Annotated in this window: 16 protein-coding genes; 8 read left to right on the top strand and 8 right to left on the bottom strand. The window is 68.6% G+C overall.

The window, feature by feature from the left end; translation table 11 throughout:
* Positions 1-4: 4 nt before the first annotated feature.
* From AC1D2O_RS07155 to AC1D2O_RS07140, 4 genes are read left to right on the top strand one after another with little or no spacing between them, the layout of a single operon-like run.
* Positions 5-295 (top strand): 2TM domain-containing protein, encoded by a 291-nt coding sequence (locus tag AC1D2O_RS07155; protein WP_478090264.1) that lies wholly within the window; start codon positions 5-7, stop codon positions 293-295.
* On the top strand, positions 292-1,329 hold the full coding sequence (locus AC1D2O_RS07150; RefSeq protein WP_478090265.1) for an alpha/beta hydrolase family protein: 1,038 nt from the start codon (positions 292-294) through the stop codon (positions 1,327-1,329). The genes AC1D2O_RS07155 and AC1D2O_RS07150 overlap by 4 nt, the downstream gene beginning before the upstream one ends.
* On the top strand, positions 1,326-2,384 hold the full coding sequence (locus AC1D2O_RS07145; protein ID WP_478090266.1) for a sensor histidine kinase: 1,059 nt from the start codon (positions 1,326-1,328) through the stop codon (positions 2,382-2,384). Before AC1D2O_RS07150 ends, AC1D2O_RS07145 begins: the two co-directional genes overlap by 4 nt.
* Positions 2,385-2,388: 4 nt before the next feature.
* Positions 2,389-3,210 carry a LytR/AlgR family response regulator transcription factor gene (locus tag AC1D2O_RS07140; protein WP_478090267.1) on the top strand — a complete coding sequence of 274 codons (822 nt, stop codon included), beginning with the start codon at positions 2,389-2,391 and terminating at the stop codon, positions 3,208-3,210.
* Between the two features lie 99 nt (positions 3,211-3,309).
* On the opposite strand, the gene AC1D2O_RS07135 is transcribed toward AC1D2O_RS07140, so the two are convergent.
* On the bottom strand, positions 3,310-3,663 hold the full coding sequence (locus AC1D2O_RS07135) for a hypothetical protein (protein ID WP_478090268.1): 354 nt from the start codon (positions 3,661-3,663) through the stop codon (positions 3,310-3,312).
* A 137-nt stretch (positions 3,664-3,800) separates the two neighbouring features.
* Between AC1D2O_RS07135 and AC1D2O_RS07130 the strand changes: the two genes are divergently transcribed.
* The 3 genes from AC1D2O_RS07130 to AC1D2O_RS07120 are packed head-to-tail and all read left to right on the top strand — an operon-like array spanning position 3,801 to position 6,789.
* Entirely contained in the window at positions 3,801-5,603 is a 1,803-nt protein-coding gene (locus tag AC1D2O_RS07130; protein WP_478090269.1) for a glutamine--tRNA ligase/YqeY domain fusion protein, read from the top strand.
* Positions 5,604-5,610: 7 nt separating this feature from the next.
* Positions 5,611-6,465: a peptidoglycan DD-metalloendopeptidase family protein gene (locus tag AC1D2O_RS07125; protein WP_478156602.1), complete on the top strand. Its 855-nt coding sequence runs from the start codon at positions 5,611-5,613 to the stop codon at positions 6,463-6,465.
* 33 nt (positions 6,466-6,498) lie between these two features.
* Positions 6,499-6,789: a nucleotidyltransferase family protein gene (locus AC1D2O_RS07120; RefSeq protein WP_478090860.1), complete on the top strand. Its 291-nt coding sequence runs from the start codon at positions 6,499-6,501 to the stop codon at positions 6,787-6,789.
* Between the two features lie 133 nt (positions 6,790-6,922).
* Here the strand turns inward: AC1D2O_RS07120 and AC1D2O_RS07115 are convergent, their stop codons facing one another.
* From AC1D2O_RS07115 to ylqF, 7 genes are all read right to left on the bottom strand, one after another.
* The gene (locus tag AC1D2O_RS07115) at positions 6,923-7,858 is read right to left on the bottom strand and encodes a M14 family metallopeptidase (RefSeq protein WP_478090861.1); all 936 of its coding nucleotides are present in this window, start codon (positions 7,856-7,858) and stop codon (positions 6,923-6,925) included.
* An 85-nt stretch (positions 7,859-7,943) separates the two neighbouring features.
* Complete coding sequence (locus AC1D2O_RS07110; RefSeq protein ID WP_478090862.1) at positions 7,944-8,666, bottom strand: ABC transporter ATP-binding protein; 723 nt, start codon at positions 8,664-8,666, stop codon at positions 7,944-7,946.
* A gap of 10 nt (positions 8,667-8,676) precedes the next feature.
* A complete protein-coding gene (locus AC1D2O_RS07105) occupies positions 8,677-10,626 on the bottom strand; it encodes a branched-chain amino acid ABC transporter ATP-binding protein/permease (protein WP_478090863.1) in 1,950 nt (649 codons plus the stop codon).
* A gap of 8 nt (positions 10,627-10,634) precedes the next feature.
* Positions 10,635-11,510: a branched-chain amino acid ABC transporter permease gene (locus AC1D2O_RS07100; protein ID WP_478156601.1), complete on the bottom strand. Its 876-nt coding sequence runs from the start codon at positions 11,508-11,510 to the stop codon at positions 10,635-10,637.
* 80 nt (positions 11,511-11,590) lie between these two features.
* Positions 11,591-12,820, bottom strand: coding sequence for an ABC transporter substrate-binding protein (locus AC1D2O_RS07095; protein WP_478090865.1), 1,230 nt, complete (start codon positions 12,818-12,820; stop codon positions 11,591-11,593).
* 123 nt (positions 12,821-12,943) lie between these two features.
* Positions 12,944-13,987 (bottom strand): aldo/keto reductase, encoded by a 1,044-nt coding sequence (locus AC1D2O_RS07090; RefSeq protein WP_478090866.1) that lies wholly within the window; start codon positions 13,985-13,987, stop codon positions 12,944-12,946.
* Positions 13,988-14,096: 109 nt separating this feature from the next.
* Positions 14,097-15,056: a ribosome biogenesis GTPase YlqF gene (gene ylqF, locus AC1D2O_RS07085; RefSeq protein WP_478090867.1), complete on the bottom strand. Its 960-nt coding sequence runs from the start codon at positions 15,054-15,056 to the stop codon at positions 14,097-14,099.
* A 146-nt stretch (positions 15,057-15,202) separates the two neighbouring features.
* Between ylqF and AC1D2O_RS07080 the strand changes: the two genes are divergently transcribed.
* On the top strand, positions 15,203-15,562 hold the full coding sequence (locus AC1D2O_RS07080; protein WP_478090868.1) for an HPF/RaiA family ribosome-associated protein: 360 nt from the start codon (positions 15,203-15,205) through the stop codon (positions 15,560-15,562).
* Positions 15,563-15,753 lie beyond the last annotated feature (191 nt).

Genomic DNA, 15,753 nt, shown 5'->3' with positions numbered 1-15,753 from the left:
TTCCATGTCCACCGAATCATCACGCATCGAGCGGCTCGCATTGCGGCGCGCCAAGGCCAAGCTGGGCTGGTTCAGCCATGCCGCGATCTACATCATCGTCAACCTCGGCCTGATCGGCATCTCGGTAGCGAACGGCCGCGCGTGGGCCATCTACCCGCTGCTGGGCTGGGGCGTCGGCTTGCTGGCCCACGGGGCCGCGGTCTGGATGCTGCCGCCGGGCGGCGCGCTGCTGGAGCGCATGGCCGGGCGCGAACGCGCCAGGCTGGCCGGCGGCGCCAAGGGAGACCCGTGGTGAAGGCCGGCGTGCGACACCTGCTGGCGCTGGCCCTGTTCGGCCTGCTGGGCCACGCCGCGTCGGCCGCCACCGGCGTCGCGCTGCTGCCGGCGCCGCCGGGCACCGGCCCGGTCACGGTGTTCTACCCGACCGCCGCCGCGCCCGCCCGATTCAGCCGCGGCCCCTTCTCCTTCCAACTGGCCGCCGACGCCGCCCCGCTGCGCGGCAACGGCCGCCTGGTGGTCATGTCCCACGGCTCGGGCGGCTCGCCCTGGCCGCAGGCCGACCTGGCGATCGCGCTGGTGGACGCCGGCTTCACCGTCGCCATGCCGGAACACGCCGGCGACAACTACCACGACATGAGCGATATCGGCCCTGCGACATGGCGCCATCGGCCGAAGGAGGTGTCGCAAGCGATCGACGCGATGGCCGCCGACGCGCGCTTCGCGCCGTTGCTCGACTTCCAGCATGTCGGCGTCTTCGGGATGTCTGCCGGCGGCCTCACGGCGCTGACCCTGGCCGGCGCGCGCTGGTCACCGGCCCTGCTGGACGCGCATTGCCAGGCGCATCTGGCCGAGGACTTTCCGGCCTGCGTGGGCCTGGCGAGCTCGCTCACCGGCGACAGGCTCGACGGCTTGCGCCTGGCGGTCGCTCGCCGCGCGATCCATTGGAAGCTGGGCGACCAGACCACGCTCGAAACCTGGACCGATCCGCGAATCACGGCCGCGGTGGCTGCCGTCCCCATGGCCGCGCCCGTCGACATGGCCTCGCTCGCGACGCCGCGGATTCCATTGGGACTGGTGCGCGCCGGCCGGGACGACTGGCTCGCTCCGCAATGGCACGTCGACGCGGTGCGCGCAGCCTGCGGCACAGGCTGCGAACTGGTCGCCGACATGCCGACGGCGGGCCATGGCTCGATCCTGTCTCCGCAGCCGCCCGGCCTGCCACCCCGCGCAGCCCGGCTCCTGAACGACCCGCCGGGCTTCGACCGGGCCAGCCTGCGCGCCGTCTATGACGCCATCGCCCGCTTCTTCGTCCAGAATCTGGCGCCATGAAGATCCATTGGTCCAGCGCGGGCCGGCACTACCTGCAAGTCATCGCCTTCTGCTGCGTGGTGGCGGTGCTGACCACTGCGATCTGGCCGAACAAGACCTACCTGATGCAGCTCGGCTACGCCTTGTCCGTAGGCACCGTCACCTGGGCCGTCATCGAGTTCGGGCGCTACCTGGTCGACAAGCGCCACTGCCACACCGACGGCGCCGGCGGCCATGGCTGGCCGAAGGGCTGGCGCGGCCTGCTGCTGACCGCCGTGGGCATCGGCTGCGGCTTCCTGGTCGGCGACCGCGTGGGTGACTTGCTGTTCGACTCCCGCAACGTCTCGACGCCGCGCGACAACACCATCAGCCTGGTGATCACGATCGTCGCCGGCGTCGTCGCGAGCTTCTACTTCCACGCGCGCGGCAGGGCCGCCGCGCTGGCCGCCAAGATCGTCACCGCCGAGCGCGACGCCGGCGAGGCCAGGCTCAAGCTGCTCGAGACCCAGCTGGAGCCGCACATGCTGTTCAACACGCTGGCCAACCTGCGAGCGCTGATCGCGGTCGATCCGCCGCGCGCGGTCGAGATGCTCGACCACCTCAACAACTACTTGCGTGTCACGCTCGCCGGCTCCCGGGCCACGTCGCATCCGCTGGCCTGCGAATTCGATCGGCTGCGCGACTACCTCGAGCTCATGTCGGTGCGCATGGGGCCGCGCCTGCGCTATGCGCTCGACCTGCCCGACGCTTTGCGCGACGTGCCGGTGCCACCGCTGCTGCTTCAACCCCTGGTGGAGAACTGCATCCGCCACGGACTCGAGCCGAAGGTCGAAGGCGGCGAAATCCGCGTGCGTGCGCGGCGCGAGAACCGTTCCGAGGACGGCATGCCGCAGATCTCGATCGAAGTCTGCGACACCGGCGTCGGCCTGGACGCGACGCTGCCGACCCATGGCGACGGCTTCGGCGTGACGCAGGTGCGCGAGCGCCTCGCCACGGTCTACGGAGCGCGAGGCAGCTTGACGCTGCAGCACATACCCGAGGGCGGGACCCTCGCGACAGTCGCATTTCCCACCTGAACGCATGAAAGCCACAGCCCTCATTGCCGAAGACGAACCCCTGCTCGCGCAGGCGTTGCGGACTGAACTGGCCGCCGCATGGCCCGAGCTCGACGTGGTCGCCTGTGTGGGCGACGGTGCCAGTGCCGTGCAGGAGGCATTGCAACGGCTGCCGCAGGTGTTGTTCTTCGACATCCGGATGCCGGGCCTCGACGGGCTGGGCGCCGCCGCCGAACTGGCCGACACCTGGCCGACCGACGAGGCGCCGATGCCGCAGCTGGTGTTCGTCACCGCCTACGACGAATACGCTGCGCGCGCCTTCGAGGCGCAGGCGATCGACTACATCCTCAAGCCGGTCCACGCCGAGCGACTGCGCAAGACCGTCGCCAGGCTCAAGCAGGCGCTGGCTGCCCAGGAACCCGCCGAAGCGGCCGCGCCCGCCGCGCTGGAACAGACGCTGGCGCAATGGCGCCGGTTGCTGAGCAGCGCCGCCGCCGGACCCGCACCCGCCGCCGCGCCGCTCAGGTTCATTGCCGCGAGCGAGGCCGGCGGCGCCACGGTGCGCATGGTCCCGATCGACGAGGTGCAGTACTTCGAAGCGGCCGACAAGTACGTGCGCGTGCTGACCGCCACCCACGAGTACCTGATCCGCACGCCGCTCAAGCAGTTGCTGCCGCAGATCGACGCCAGCATCTTCTGGCAGGTGCACCGGGCCGTGGTCGTGCGCAGCAGCGCCATCGAGGCGGTTCACCGCGACGAGGCCGGCAAGCAGCACCTGAGCCTGCGCGGCCGCGCCGACAGGATCCCGGTCAGCCGGCTCTACGCCCACCTTTTCCGCGCCATGTAAGGGCCCCCAGGGGGGCCCGGGCAGGCACAAAAAAAACCGGCCCGTTCGACGGGGCCGGTTTTTTCGATGTGACAGCAGGCAATCGGGGGTGTCTGTCGCTCAGCGGTAGTAGCCATGACCATGGCCGTGGCCGCGATGGCCGTAATAGCCTGGAGCGGGCCGGTAGTACACCGGTGGCGGCGCGTAGTACACGGGCGCCGGACGGTAGTACACCCGGGGCGCCGGGCGGTAGTAAACCGGCGGCGGCGCGTAGTAGGCAGCCGGCGGCGGGTAGTAGACCGGTGCCGGGGCGTAGTAAGGCTGCGGCGTCGCCACGCCGATCGCTACCCCGGGGACGTTGACGCCGACCGACCAGTCGACAGCCGCACTGGCCGAAGCGGTGGCGAACAGCGCGCCCGCGGCAACGACGCCGGCGGCGGCCCATTTGAAGAAAGTGGTGCGGGTGACGCTCATCATGAAACTCCTGTTGGGGCGGGTGTGGGCCGCCCATGTCTGTATTGAACGCGTGAGGTGTGAACCCCGTGTACGCCGCTCTGTGAAGAAGGTTGCCAAAGGTAACGAGCCCTCGGGGGGCCACCTAGAATGAGCGGATGACTTCCCCTGCAGACAACGACAGCACCAAGCCGAGCAATTTCCTGCGCCACGTGATCGAAAGCGACCTCGAACAGGGCAATTATTCCACTCGCAAATGGGGCGGCTCCCCAGGGGACGCCGCCCATCACGCCCAGGGCATGCAGGACCCGGCCAAGGTCCGCATGCGCTTCCCGCCCGAACCCAACGGCTACCTGCACATCGGGCATGCCAAGAGCATCTGGCTCAACTTCGAGCTGGCCGGGGAATACGGCGGCGTCTGCCACCTGCGCTTCGACGACACCAACCCGGAGAAGGAAGAGCAGGAATACGTCGACGCGATCCGCGACGCCGTGCAATGGCTGGGTTACGACACCGTGCTGGCCGACAACCCTGCCAAGCCGGGCGAGGCCGACGCGCACGAGTACTTTGCGAGTAACTATTTCGACTTCATGTACCGGGCGGCCGAGTACCTGATCGGTGCCGGCCTGGCCTACGTCGACGAGCAGAGCGCCGAGCAGATCCGCGCCACCCGCGGCGACTTCAACACGCCCGGCACCGACAGCCCGTTCCGCGGCCGCACGCCGGACGAGAACCTCGCGCGCTTCCGTGCCATGCGCGACGGCGCGCTCGAGGACGGCGCCGCAGTGCTGCGGGCCCGCATCGACATGGCGAGCCCCAACATCAACATGCGCGATCCGGCGCTCTACCGCATCCGCCGCGCCACCCACCACAACACCGGCGACAAGTGGTGCATCTACCCGATGTACACCTTCGCGCATCCGATCGAGGACGCGCTGGAACAGATCACGCACAGCTTCTGCACGCTCGAGTTCGAAGACCAGCGGCCCTTCTACGACTGGCTGCTCGACCGCCTGGCCGAAGGCGGCCTGATCGCCACGCCGCATCCGCGCCAGTACGAGTTCGCCCGCCTCAACGTCACGCACGTGATCACCAGCAAGCGCCGCCTGCGCCAGCTGGTCGAGGAAGGCCACGTCGACGGCTGGGACGACCCCCGCATGCCGACCCTCGCGGGCCTGCGCCGCCGCGGCTACACGCCCGACGCGCTGAAGCTCTTCTGCGAACGCTCGGGCGTGACCAAGTCCGGCGGCTGGATCGACTACGCCAGCCTCGAGGCGGCGCTGCGCGACACGCTCGACCCGATCGCGCCGCGCGCGATGGCGGTGCTCGACCCGGTGAAGCTCGTCATCACGAACTGGGACGAACTGATGGGCGCCGGCTTCCTCGACGACTGCTCGGCGCCGGTGCACCCGCACCATCCGGAAAGGGGCCAGCGCACGTTCAAGATCGGCCGCGAGGTCTGGATCGAGCGCACCGACTACGAGGACGTGCAGCCCAAGGGCTTCTTCCGCCTGTTCCCCGGCAACAGGGTGCGCCTGAAGTACGGTCACACGATCGAGTGCACCGGCGGCACGCGCGATGCCGGCGGCAGGCTGCAGGAAGTCCAGGCCAGGCTGGTGCCCGACACCAAGAGCGGCACGCCGGGGGCCGATGCGATCAAGGTCAAGGGCAACATCACCTGGGTGGCGGCGGCCGATGCGCTGCCGGCCGAGGTGCGCCTGTACGAGCGGCTGTTCGCGGCCGCCCAGCCGGGCAGCGGCGAGCTGCAGGACGAACTGAATCGCGACAGCCTCCTGCGTTGCCAGGCCTTCGTGGAACCTTCGCTGGCCAGCGCGGCGCCAGGCGGCGCGGGCTTCCAGTTCGAACGCCACGGGTACTTCGTGGTGGATGCGAACGCGGCGGCCTCCGGCCAGCGCGTGTTCAATCGCGCCGCCGGGATGCGCGACAGCTGGGGCAAGTGACGGCGCCATGCATCGCCGCTCTCTCCTTCTCGCAACGATGAGTGTGCTGGCGCTGCCGGCGGCACAGGTCGAGGCCGCGCCGTCGGCTGCCAAGGCACCCGAGGTCTGGCCGCACGGCGCCCAGGTGCCCGGCGGCGTGGCGCGCCTCTCGCTCGGCCCCTCCGCCGCGCGGCCGGCGGCGCGCACCGAGGGCGATGTGCCCTTGCTCGTGCTCGGCGACGCGATCGAGTGGACCGCGCTGGTCGGCATTCCGCTGGCGGCGGCGCCCGGCACCTCGCGCATCACGGTGCGCGCGGAGGACGGCGCCGAACGGCAGATGGCCTACACGGTCGCAGCCAAGCGATACAGCGAGCAGCGCCTCAAGGTGGCGCCGGGCACGGTCGACCTGTCGCCCACGGACCAGGCCCGCTACGAGCGCGAGCGGGCCCACCAGGCCACGGTGATGGCCACCTTCACCGAGCCTCGGCTGCAGGATCTGCAGATGCGCGTGCCGGTGCCGGGCCGCCGCTCCAGTTCCTTCGGCCTGCGCCGCGTCTTCAACGGCCAGTCGCGCAATCCGCACAGCGGCATGGACATCGCGGCCGCCACCGGCACGCCCGTGCTGGCGCCGTTGCCGGGACGCGTCATCGACACCGGCGACTACTTCTTCAACGGCGGCACCGTCTGGCTCGACCATGGCGGCGGCCTGCTCACGATGTACTGCCATCTGAGCCGCATCGACGTGAAGGCCGGCGATGTGCTGCCGACCGGCGAGCCGCTGGCCGCCGTGGGCGCCACCGGCCGCGTCACCGGGCCGCACCTGCACTGGGGCGTGATGCTCAACCGCACGATGGTGGACCCGGCGCTGTTCATCGCGGCTTGAGACCACGGAACTAGCCGCACTACACTCGGCGACATGCGCCCCTCTGAAGCTCTGTCCCGACATCGCGCCCGCATTCGCGAGATCGCGCTGAGCCATCACGTCAGCAACGTGCGGGTGTTCGGCTCCGCCCTGCGCGGTGACGATGGGCCCGACAGCGATCTCGATCTGCTGGTCGAACCCACGGCGCAAATCACGCTCATGGACATCGGCGCCATCCGCTACGAACTGAAGAGTCTACTGGGCATGGAGGTGGACGTGCTCACCCCCAACGGCTTGCCAACGAAGTTTCGCGATCAGGTGCTGCGCGAGGCCGTGCCCCTATGAGTCGAGGCGATCCCCAGCGGGTGCAAACCATCCTGAGCGATCTGCCTCCGCTCAGGGCACAGATCGTGAAGCTGCTGCAGTCCCCGTAGGTCGCATGCTGCGCCCCTTCCTCGGCGCATTCGCCCTGGTCGCCTTAGAGCGGCTTGGTGAGGTACACCGCCTCGCGCCCGACGATCACCCGCTGCGCCGGCATGAAGACCGTGCAGTCGTCGCAGGGCGCGCGGATCTCGTCCTCGCCCTGGGTGGCGATCAGCTCGCCCTTGGCGAAGGTCTCGAAGCCGATCAGCGGCCGGACGAAGCGGAAATCCTCGGCCTGGATCATGTGCGTCTGCAGCAGCTCGAAGCGGCGCTGCGGCTCGACCTCGGATGCGCCCCCTTCCCTGTCGATCAAGCCGAAGTGCGCCAGGAAGCGCAGCGTCACTTCGGTCGCGAGGTCGGCCGCGGCCTGCCTGAAGTGCTGGCCGCACTCGACCACCATCGCGGCGCCCGGCGCATCGGCGCCCGCATGCAGGCCGTGCTGGATCAGCGGCGTGCCCGAGCCCAGGCCGCTCGGCATGACCAGGTGCACCGGCGGCAGGCCGATCGCCATCGCCACCGTGGCGTTGCGATCGAAATCGGGATAGACCCAGAACGGCACCACGTCCTGGCTGGTCGAATGGATGTCGAGGATGTGATCCGCCGCGCCCACCACCGGCCGCAGTTCGCGCGCGCGGCGCAGTTCGGGGCTGTCCTCGGGGCCGTCCAGCCACTCGTCGGACCAGACACGGTTGAGGTTGTGGACGATCTGCCGGTTGTCGAAGGGCTTCTCGGCATCGAAGGCGTTGTAGGCCTCGACGTGGGCGAAGCTCACGGTCAGCGTGCCGATCCGGGGGCGCACGCCGCTGTCCAGCAGATGCGTGGCGGCCACCATGCCGCAAATCTCGTTGCCGTGGGTCAGCGCGTTGATCAGCACGTGCGGGCCCGCCTTGCCGGACTCGAAGCGGTGCACGTAGTCGATGCCGGTGTTGCCCTCGCGGTAGGCGGAAATGTCGCGCGGGAGGACTTCAAGGGCGGCTTGGGGCTGGGTCATGGATGCTTTTGTCTCGCTGGAAAGCGGTGGCAGCAGTGTGCGTCATCCGGTCGGCGGGTGCTGGTGCGGGTGCCGAGCGAGCCGCTCAATGCCCGCTGCCCAGGTACGCCGCCTTCACCCCCGGATCGTTGCGCAGCTTCTCGGCCGGCCCGTGCAGCGAGATGCGGCCGTTCTCCAGCACGTAGCCGTAGTCGGCCACGCCGAGCGCGGCGGCGGCGAACTGCTCGACCAGCAGCATGGTCGCGCCCTGCTGCTTGAGCCGCTCGATGATGCGGAACACCTCGGCGACCAGGATCGGCGCCAGCCCCATCGAAGGCTCGTCGAGCAGCACCACCTCGGGGTTCAGCATGACGGCGCGGGCCATCGCGAGCATCTGCTGCTCGCCGCCCGACAGGGTGCCGGCCAGCTGGGTGCGGCGCTCCTTCAGGCGCGGGAACAGCTCCAGCGCCCGCTCGAGGTCGCCCGCGACATCGCCGCGCGGCCGGCTTCCCGTGAGGCGCGGGAAGGCGCCGAGCGTCAGGTTGTCGGTCACGGTCATGGTCGCGAACACGCGCCGGCCCTCGGGCGAATGCGCGAGCCCGAGCTTGGCGATGTGATACGACTCGAGCCCGTCGATGCGCTTGCCGTTGAGCGTGATCTCGCCGGCCGTCGGCTGGATCATTCCCGACACCGCGCGCATCGTGGTGGTCTTGCCGGCGCCGTTGGAGCCGATCAGGGTCACGATCTTGCCCTTGGGCACCTCGATCGAGACGCCGTGCAGCACCTGCACCTTGCCGTAGCCGGCCGATAGATTCTGGATGGTCAGCATGATGGTTTCCTCAGGCGGGCTGCAGGCTGGCTTCCTGGCCGCCGAGATAGGCCTCGATCACCTTCTCGTCCGACTGCACCGCAGCCGGCTCGCCCTCGGCGATCTTCTGGCCGAAGTCGAGCACCGACACCGTGTCGCACATGCTCATCACGACGTCCATGTGGTGTTCGATCAGGATCACGGTCACGCCGTGCTCGCGGATCTTGCGGATGATCGCGATCAGCTCCTTGATGTCCGGCGCCGTGAGGCCGGCCGCAGGCTCGTCGAGCAGCAGCAGTTGCGGGTCGAGCGCCAGCGCGCGCGCGATCTCGAGCAGGCGCTGCTTGCCGTACGGCAGGTTGCGCGCCTCCTCGCCCGCGAACGCCTCCAGCCCGACGAACTTCAGCAGGCCCAGCGCCCGGCTGGCCGCGGCCGCGCTCTCGCGCCTGTAGCGCGGCGTGTTCAGCGCGACGTCGAGCAGGTTGCTGCGGAAGGTGTGATGCAGGCCGACCTGCACGTTCTGCTGCGCCGTCATCTCGCCGAACAGCTGCACATTCTGGAAGGTGCGCGCGATGCCCGACAGCGCGATGTCCGCCGAGGTCCGCCCGACCAGCGAACGGCCGTCGAAGCTGATGGCGCCGGCGGTCGGCACGTAGATGCCGGTCAGCACGTTCATCATGGTGCTCTTGCCGGAGCCGTTGGGGCCGATCAGGCCATGGATGGTGCCGCGCCTGACCGTGAGATCGACGTTGTTGAGCGCCTTGAGGCCGCCGAACTGCATCAGCACGCCCGCGGCCTGCAGCACCTCGGGCTGGCCGCCGGCCATCGCCGCGACCGACACCGCGTCGGCCGGCGCCATGCCCGCCGCGAGCGGCTCCGCCTGCGGCTTCTGCCGCCGCAGGTTCAGCGCACTGCGCACGAAGCCGACGATGCCGTCCTGCAGGTAGTAGACGACGAACAGCATGATCACGCCGAAGATCGAGAGCCGCCAGTCGGTCATGGTCTGGAGCCAGAACGCGAGGCCCGCCAGCGCGATGCTGCCGACCACGGGAATCGCCATCTGCTTCGGCGTCACGCGCTTTTTCTGCACGCCCACCACGGCCACGATCATCACCAGCACCGCCAGGGCCACCGACACGTAGCGGAACAGCTCCACGTCGTCGAGCAGCTTGGGCAGCAGCACGATGATGGTGGCGCCCAGCATCGCGCCGATGCGGCTCTTGCGCCCGCCCATGATCACCGCCAGCAGGAACAGCACCGTGAGCTCGAAGTTGTAGGTGTTGGGCGAGATGTACTGTTCCGAGTACGCATACAGGCTGCCCGCCAGACCGGCGAAGCCGGCGCTGATCACGAAGGCGTAGACCTTGTAGCGGTACACCGACACGCCCATGCAGTCGGAGGCGACGGGGCTGCCGCGCAGCGCCTCGAAGGCGCGCCCCAGGTGCGAGCGCAGGATGCGGTGCACCACGATCAGCGAGAGCACCAGCATCAGCACCACCAGCCAGTAGAACTCGCGTTCGTCGAGCTTGTGGCCGAACAGCGGCGGCTTCGTGAGCTTGATCCCCATCGGCCCTTCGGTCAGGAAGCTCATCTCGTTGATGAGAATCTGGATGATGGTGCCGAAGGCGAGCGTCACCATCGCGAGATAGGGCCCGGTGACGCGCAGCGCCGGCAGCGCCAGCAGCGCGCCGAACAGCGCCGTGACGCCGATCGAGGCGATCAGCGCCACCATCAGCGGCGCGCCGAGCTTGTAGACCAGCACGCCCGCGGTGTAGGCCCCGAGGCCGAACAGGCCCGCATGGCCGAGCGAGACCTGGCCCGTGTAGCCGACCACGATATCGAGCCCGAACAGCAGGATCGCGTAGATCATGATGGTCTCGAGCAGGTGGATGTAGTACGGGTTGTCGATCGCGACCGGGAACAGCATGAGCGCGGCGAAGCCGGCGATCGCAAGCAGGAAACGGGTGATTTTCGAATTCATGTGCGGGCTCAGACCTTCTTGATTGCGGTCTTGCCGAACAGGCCGGCCGGGCGCACCGCCAGCACGATCAGCAGCAGCACCAGGCCGGGCACGTCCTTGTAGCCGGTGCTCAGGTAGAAGCCGGTGGTGGTCTCGGCGATGCCGAGGATGATCCCGCCGAGGATGATGCCCATGCCGCTGGTCAGCCCGCCGATGATCGCCACCGCGAAGGCCTTGAGGCCCAGCACCGCGCCCATGGTGGCGCCGGTGAGCGTGAGCGGCGCGATCAGCACGCCCGCGAAGGCCGCGGTCAGCGAGGACAGCGCATACGAGAAGGTGATCACCAGTCCGGTGTTGATGCCCATCAGCTTGGCGGCGTCGCGGTCGTTGAAGGTCGCGACCACGGCCTTGCCGTAGATCGAGCGGCGGTTGAACAGCTCGACCGCCAGCATCATGAGGACAGCGCCGACCACCACCAGGATTTCCATCGGCAGCACATTGGCGTTGAGGAACTTGATCGGCGCCTCGGGCAGCGGCGACGGGAACTTGAGGTCGTCGCGGCCCCAGACGTTCTCGGCCACGTTCTTGAAGATGATGCCGAGCGCGATGGTCGACATGATCCAGCCGAACTCCGACTTGATCTTGATCGCCGGGCGAACGCCGATGCGCTCGACCACGGCGCCCTGCACGGCGCCGAAGAGGCACACCAGCGGGATCATGAGCCAGTAGTTCACGCCCAGCGTGACCAGCGTGAGGCCGACGAGCGCGCCGAGCATCAGCGCATCCCCCTGGCCGAAATTGAGCGTGTCGGACGTGGCGAAGGTGAGCTGATAGCCGAACGCGATGACGGCGTAGATCATGCCCAGCGCGATGCCGCTGAAGATGAGTTGGGTGAGGATTTGCATGAACGGCTTTCGCGAAGCGTTGGGCATGAAAAGGCGCCGCCGCGGGAATGACCCGGGGCGGCGCCGGCGCACGGACGCGGCTACTGCTTCAGCAGGGCGTCGTTGGCTGCCATGTCCTTGAGGCGAACCTGCGCCGCATTCTTCAGGTCGTCGGGGCTGGCGTAGACCACCCGGCCGGCCTTGACTTCGCCGAACACCGGGATGTTGGCGGTGATGGCGTCATGGTCGGCCTTCGAGAAGGGCTTGTTGTAGGTCGTCACCACGCCCTCCACCGGCGTCTTGAGTTCCTCCAGCGCGGCCTTGATCTTCGGGCCCTCGGTGCTGTTGGCCTGCTTCATGGCCGCGGCCAGCAGGTAGATCGAGTCGTAGCCCTGCGCCGCCGACACCGGCGAATCGATGCGGTCGTTCTTGGGCTTGAAGGTCTTGAGGTAGCTCGCGATGAACTCCTTGCGCTTCGGCGTGGTGCCTTCCTGGATGAAGGTCTGCGGCATGCGCGCACCATCGCCGCCGGGGCCGGCGTTGTCGATGAAGTTGGCCATCGACAGGGTCCAGCTGCCGACCATCGGCACCTTCCAGCCCAGCTTGGTCATGCCGTTGGCGATCTGCGCCAGCTCGGGGCCGATGCCGTAGGTCAGCACCGCCTCGGCGCCGGCTTCCTTGGCCTTCAGCAGCTGGGCCGTCATGTCGACGTCCTTGATGTTGAATTTCTCGACCGCCACCGGCGTGATGCCCTTGGCCTTGAGGGCCTTCTCGAGGTCTTCGCGGCCCAGCTGGCCGTAGTTGGTCGAGTCGGCCAGGATCGCGACCTTCTTGTAGCCGCGGCGGGTGACCGCCTCCTGGACGATCATCGGCGCCTGGATGCTGTCATGCGCCGCATTGCGGAACACGTAGTTCTCGGGCTCCTTGTCGAACTGGTGCGTGACGATCGAACCGGTCGCGACGTTGTTCAGCACCGGGATCTTGGCTTCCTGGAAGAAGCGCTGCGAAGCGAGGGCGACGCCGGTGTTGATGTAGCCGACCACGGCCACGACCTTCTCCTTGTTGATGAACTCCTGGGCGATCTGCACGCCGCGCTCGTTCTTGGCCTCGTCGTCACGTTCGACCAGCTGGATCTGGCGGCCGAGCACGCCGCCGCTCTTGTTGATCTCCTCGGTGGCCAGGCGCACGCCGTCGCGCATGCTGACGCCCATCGACGAGGAGCCACCGGTGAACGGGCCATCGACGCCGATCTTGATCGGATCGGCCGCGAATGCGCCGGCTGAAAACGAAACGGCGCAGGCCACCGCGAGAAGCTTGAATCGCGAATGCATCAGTGAGAATCTCCACATGTTGTGTTGCTAGGATGTCCGCCAAACATAACGATGGGAACCGGTTTCGGAGAGAGTGACAACCCTAAAACCGCTACCAGGATTGCAGAAGTCTCCGGCCGCCCCTCAACGTCCGGAGCCAGCCAGCTGCTTGCGCCGGATTTCGCCCTGCCGCGCGAACATCCAGCCCGGGTACTCGGGCGGCAGCCGGCTGACCTCGTCGAGCTGCGCGAGTTCGGCCGCGCCCAGCGTCACCTGCGTCGCCGCCAGGTTGTCGGCCAGTTGCTCGGCCCGCCGGGCACCGACGATCACGCTCGTGACCTGCGGCTGGTGCAGCAGCCAGGCCAGCGCGACCTGGGCCACGGAGACACCGTGCGCCTCGGCGATCGGACGCATGGCGTCGACGCAATCCCAGGCCCGGTCCTTGTCGACCGGGGGGAAGTCGAAGCTGATGCGCCGGCTGCCTTGCTCGCCCTGCTGCTCGCGGCCGTACTTGCCGCTCAGCAGGCCGCCCGCGAGCGGACTCCAGACCATCAGCCCGACGCCTTCGCTGCGCAGCATCGGGATCAGTTCGCGCTCGAGGTCGCGACCGGCCACGGTGTAGTAGGCCTGCAGCGATTCGAAGCGCGCGAGCCCCCAGCGCTCGGCGATGCCCAGCGCCTTGACGATCTGCCAGGCGGCCCAGTTGGAGACGCCGACATAGCGCACGTGGCCATGGCGCACCAGTTGGTCGAGGGCGCGCACGGTTTCCTCGATCGGCGTGGCCGGGTCGAAGCCGTGGATCTGGTAGAGGTCGATGTGGTCCAGCTGCAGTCGCTTCAGGCTGGCCTTGACGCCGTCGAGGATGTGGCTGCGCGAAGCACCGCGCGCATTCGGCCCGGGGCCGGTCTCGCCGAAGACCTTGGTCGCGACGACCACCTGGTCGCGCGGCACCTTGAGGTTCTTCAGCGCCTGGCCGGTGATCTGCTCCGACAGTCCGCCCGAATAGACATCGGCGGTGTCGATGAAGTTGATGCCGGCATCGAGCGCCTGGCCGACCAGCCGCTCGGCGTCGGCCTGCTGGAGGTCGCCGATCTGGCTCCAGATACCGTCGCTGCCGCCGAAGGTCATGGTGCCGAGGCAGAGCTCGGACACGAACAGGCCGGTGCGGCCGAGGGGATGGTGTCGCATGCGGGAACTCCTTGGCTGTCGATGCAGGGCGCGGACGCCATGCGCCCGGACGAGCCCTCCAGCATAGGCGCCAGCGCGGAATCCTGCAGGCGGCGGCCGGCGGCGCGGACTAGGAGGCGTCCGGCGCCGCCGGTGGCTCCTCTTCGCGCCGCCCCGACCCCTTCTTGCGCACCCGCGCCGCCTTCTTCGCGGCGCGCTCCGCATCGAGCAGATGCCCCGCCGCCAGCCACTGCGCGAATTCCTCGGGCGTCTCCAGCGTGATGCGCCCGATGTTGCCGCTGCGGAATTCGTTCATCACGATCTCGGCCGCCTTCTGCAGATTGACGCGGCCCTTGCCCAACAGCGCACCGCGCTTGCGGCCGATGGCTTCGAGCACCTCCTCGTCGCGCAGCGCGCCGATCGGATCGATCTTGAAGCGCGCCTCGACCAGGCCCGCGTAGTGACCCTTCAGGTAGTCGAGCAACTCCAGCGCCACCTCCTCCTCGTCGAAGGCGTTGCGGCCGATCGCGCCGCTGGCCGCCAGGTTGTAGCCGCTCTTGGCGACGATGATGCGCGGCCACAGCATGCCCGGCGTGTCCCAGAGGTAGAAGTCGTCGGCCAGCGTGATGCGCTGCTCGAGCTTGGTGATGCCGGCCTCGTCGCCGGTCTTGGCCTTGCGACTGCCGGTGAGCGTGTTGATGAGCGTCGACTTGCCGACATTGGGAATGCCGCAGATCAGCACCCGCATCGGCTTGGCCATGCCGCCGCGCAGCGGCGACAGCTGGTGGCAGGCGTCGATGAGCTGGCGCGCCGGCGTGGTCTGGCTGGCATCCAGGCCGATCGCCCGCGTGTCCGGCTGGCCGTTGTAGTGGGCCAGCCAGAGCGCGGTGCAGGCCGGGTCGGCGAGGTCCTGCTTGTTGAGCACCTTGAGTCCCGGCTTGTGGCCGGTGAGTTCGGCCAGCTTCGGGTTGGCGCTGGAACCGGGCAACCGGGCGTCGAGCAATTCGATGACGACGTCGATGTCCTTGATCCGCTCGGCGATGGCCTTCTGGGTCAGGTGCATGTGACCGGGGAACCACTGGATGGCCATCGGAGTTCTTTCTTTGTATGCGGGGTGGCTCCGGATTGTCGCTGGCCCGCGCGGGGCGTCGTTCCGACCACGGACGCGTTGCCCAAATGCTTACGTACAGCCGTGTCCGAAGGGTGCACAGTCAGGGCTTGCAGAAAGGACATGCCATGCAGATCCAAGTCAACACCAGCAACGGCATCGAGAACAAGGACGCCCTGGAGCGCTGGGCCGACAGCGAAATGCGCCAGACCCTCGCCCGCTTCGTCGCCGATGTGACGCGCGTCGAGATCCACTTGAGCGACGAAAACCATGACGCCAGTGGTGGTGGCGACAAGCGTTGCGTGATGGAGGCCCGCCTGGCCCGCCATCAACCGCTGGCGGTGAGCCACCATGCACCCAACCTCGACGAGGCCTTCCGCGGCGCCTGCGACAAGCTCAAGCGCGCGCTCGACAGCACCCTGGGCCGGCTCTACGGCCGCCGCGACCGCGACTCGATTCGCAAGGACGGCGATACAGTCGAAGAGTGAAAGGCCCCCACGCTCCCTCACTGCGTGTGGTCGCTGCCCCCCGAGGGGGCCGCAGGCCGCCTTGGGGCGGCCCGGCGCCGGCCTGAGCCCCCACGCTCCCTCACTGCGTGTGGTCGCTGCCCCCCGAGGGGGCCGCAGGCCGCCTTGGGGCGGCCCGGCGCCGGCCTGAGCCCCCACGCTCCCTCACTGCG

It is taken from the genome of Variovorax sp. P1_G12 (assembly GCF_056405555.1).
The sequence above is the reverse complement of the archived record's forward strand: the minus strand, read 5'-3'. Positions and strand labels throughout refer to the sequence as shown.

Bases quoted from the DNA above. Each gene is read 5' to 3' on its own strand.
- AC1D2O_RS07110 (WP_478090862.1), bottom strand. From the start codon at position 8,666: ATGCTGACCATCCAGAATCTATCGGCCGGCTACGGCAAGGTGCAGGTG.
- AC1D2O_RS07095 (WP_478090865.1), bottom strand. From the start codon at position 12,820: ATGCATTCGCGATTCAAGCTTCTCGCGGTGGCCTGCGCCGTTTCGTTT.
- ylqF (WP_478090867.1), bottom strand. From the start codon at position 15,056: ATGGCCATCCAGTGGTTCCCCGGTCACATGCACCTGACCCAGAAGGCC.
- AC1D2O_RS07100 (WP_478156601.1), bottom strand. From the start codon at position 11,510: ATGCAAATCCTCACCCAACTCATCTTCAGCGGCATCGCGCTGGGCATG.
- AC1D2O_RS07090 (WP_478090866.1), bottom strand. From the start codon at position 13,987: ATGCGACACCATCCCCTCGGCCGCACCGGCCTGTTCGTGTCCGAGCTC.
- AC1D2O_RS07120 (WP_478090860.1), top strand. From the start codon at position 6,499: ATGCGCCCCTCTGAAGCTCTGTCCCGACATCGCGCCCGCATTCGCGAG.
- AC1D2O_RS07130 (WP_478090269.1), top strand. From the start codon at position 3,801: ATGACTTCCCCTGCAGACAACGACAGCACCAAGCCGAGCAATTTCCTG.
- AC1D2O_RS07115 (WP_478090861.1), bottom strand. From the start codon at position 7,858: ATGACCCAGCCCCAAGCCGCCCTTGAAGTCCTCCCGCGCGACATTTCC.
- AC1D2O_RS07155 (WP_478090264.1), top strand. From the start codon at position 5: ATGTCCACCGAATCATCACGCATCGAGCGGCTCGCATTGCGGCGCGCC.
- AC1D2O_RS07135 (WP_478090268.1), bottom strand. From the start codon at position 3,663: ATGAGCGTCACCCGCACCACTTTCTTCAAATGGGCCGCCGCCGGCGTC.
- AC1D2O_RS07080 (WP_478090868.1), top strand. From the start codon at position 15,203: ATGCAGATCCAAGTCAACACCAGCAACGGCATCGAGAACAAGGACGCC.
- AC1D2O_RS07145 (WP_478090266.1), top strand. From the start codon at position 1,326: ATGAAGATCCATTGGTCCAGCGCGGGCCGGCACTACCTGCAAGTCATC.
- AC1D2O_RS07140 (WP_478090267.1), top strand. From the start codon at position 2,389: ATGAAAGCCACAGCCCTCATTGCCGAAGACGAACCCCTGCTCGCGCAG.
- AC1D2O_RS07125 (WP_478156602.1), top strand. From the start codon at position 5,611: ATGCATCGCCGCTCTCTCCTTCTCGCAACGATGAGTGTGCTGGCGCTG.
- AC1D2O_RS07105 (WP_478090863.1), bottom strand. From the start codon at position 10,626: ATGAATTCGAAAATCACCCGTTTCCTGCTTGCGATCGCCGGCTTCGCC.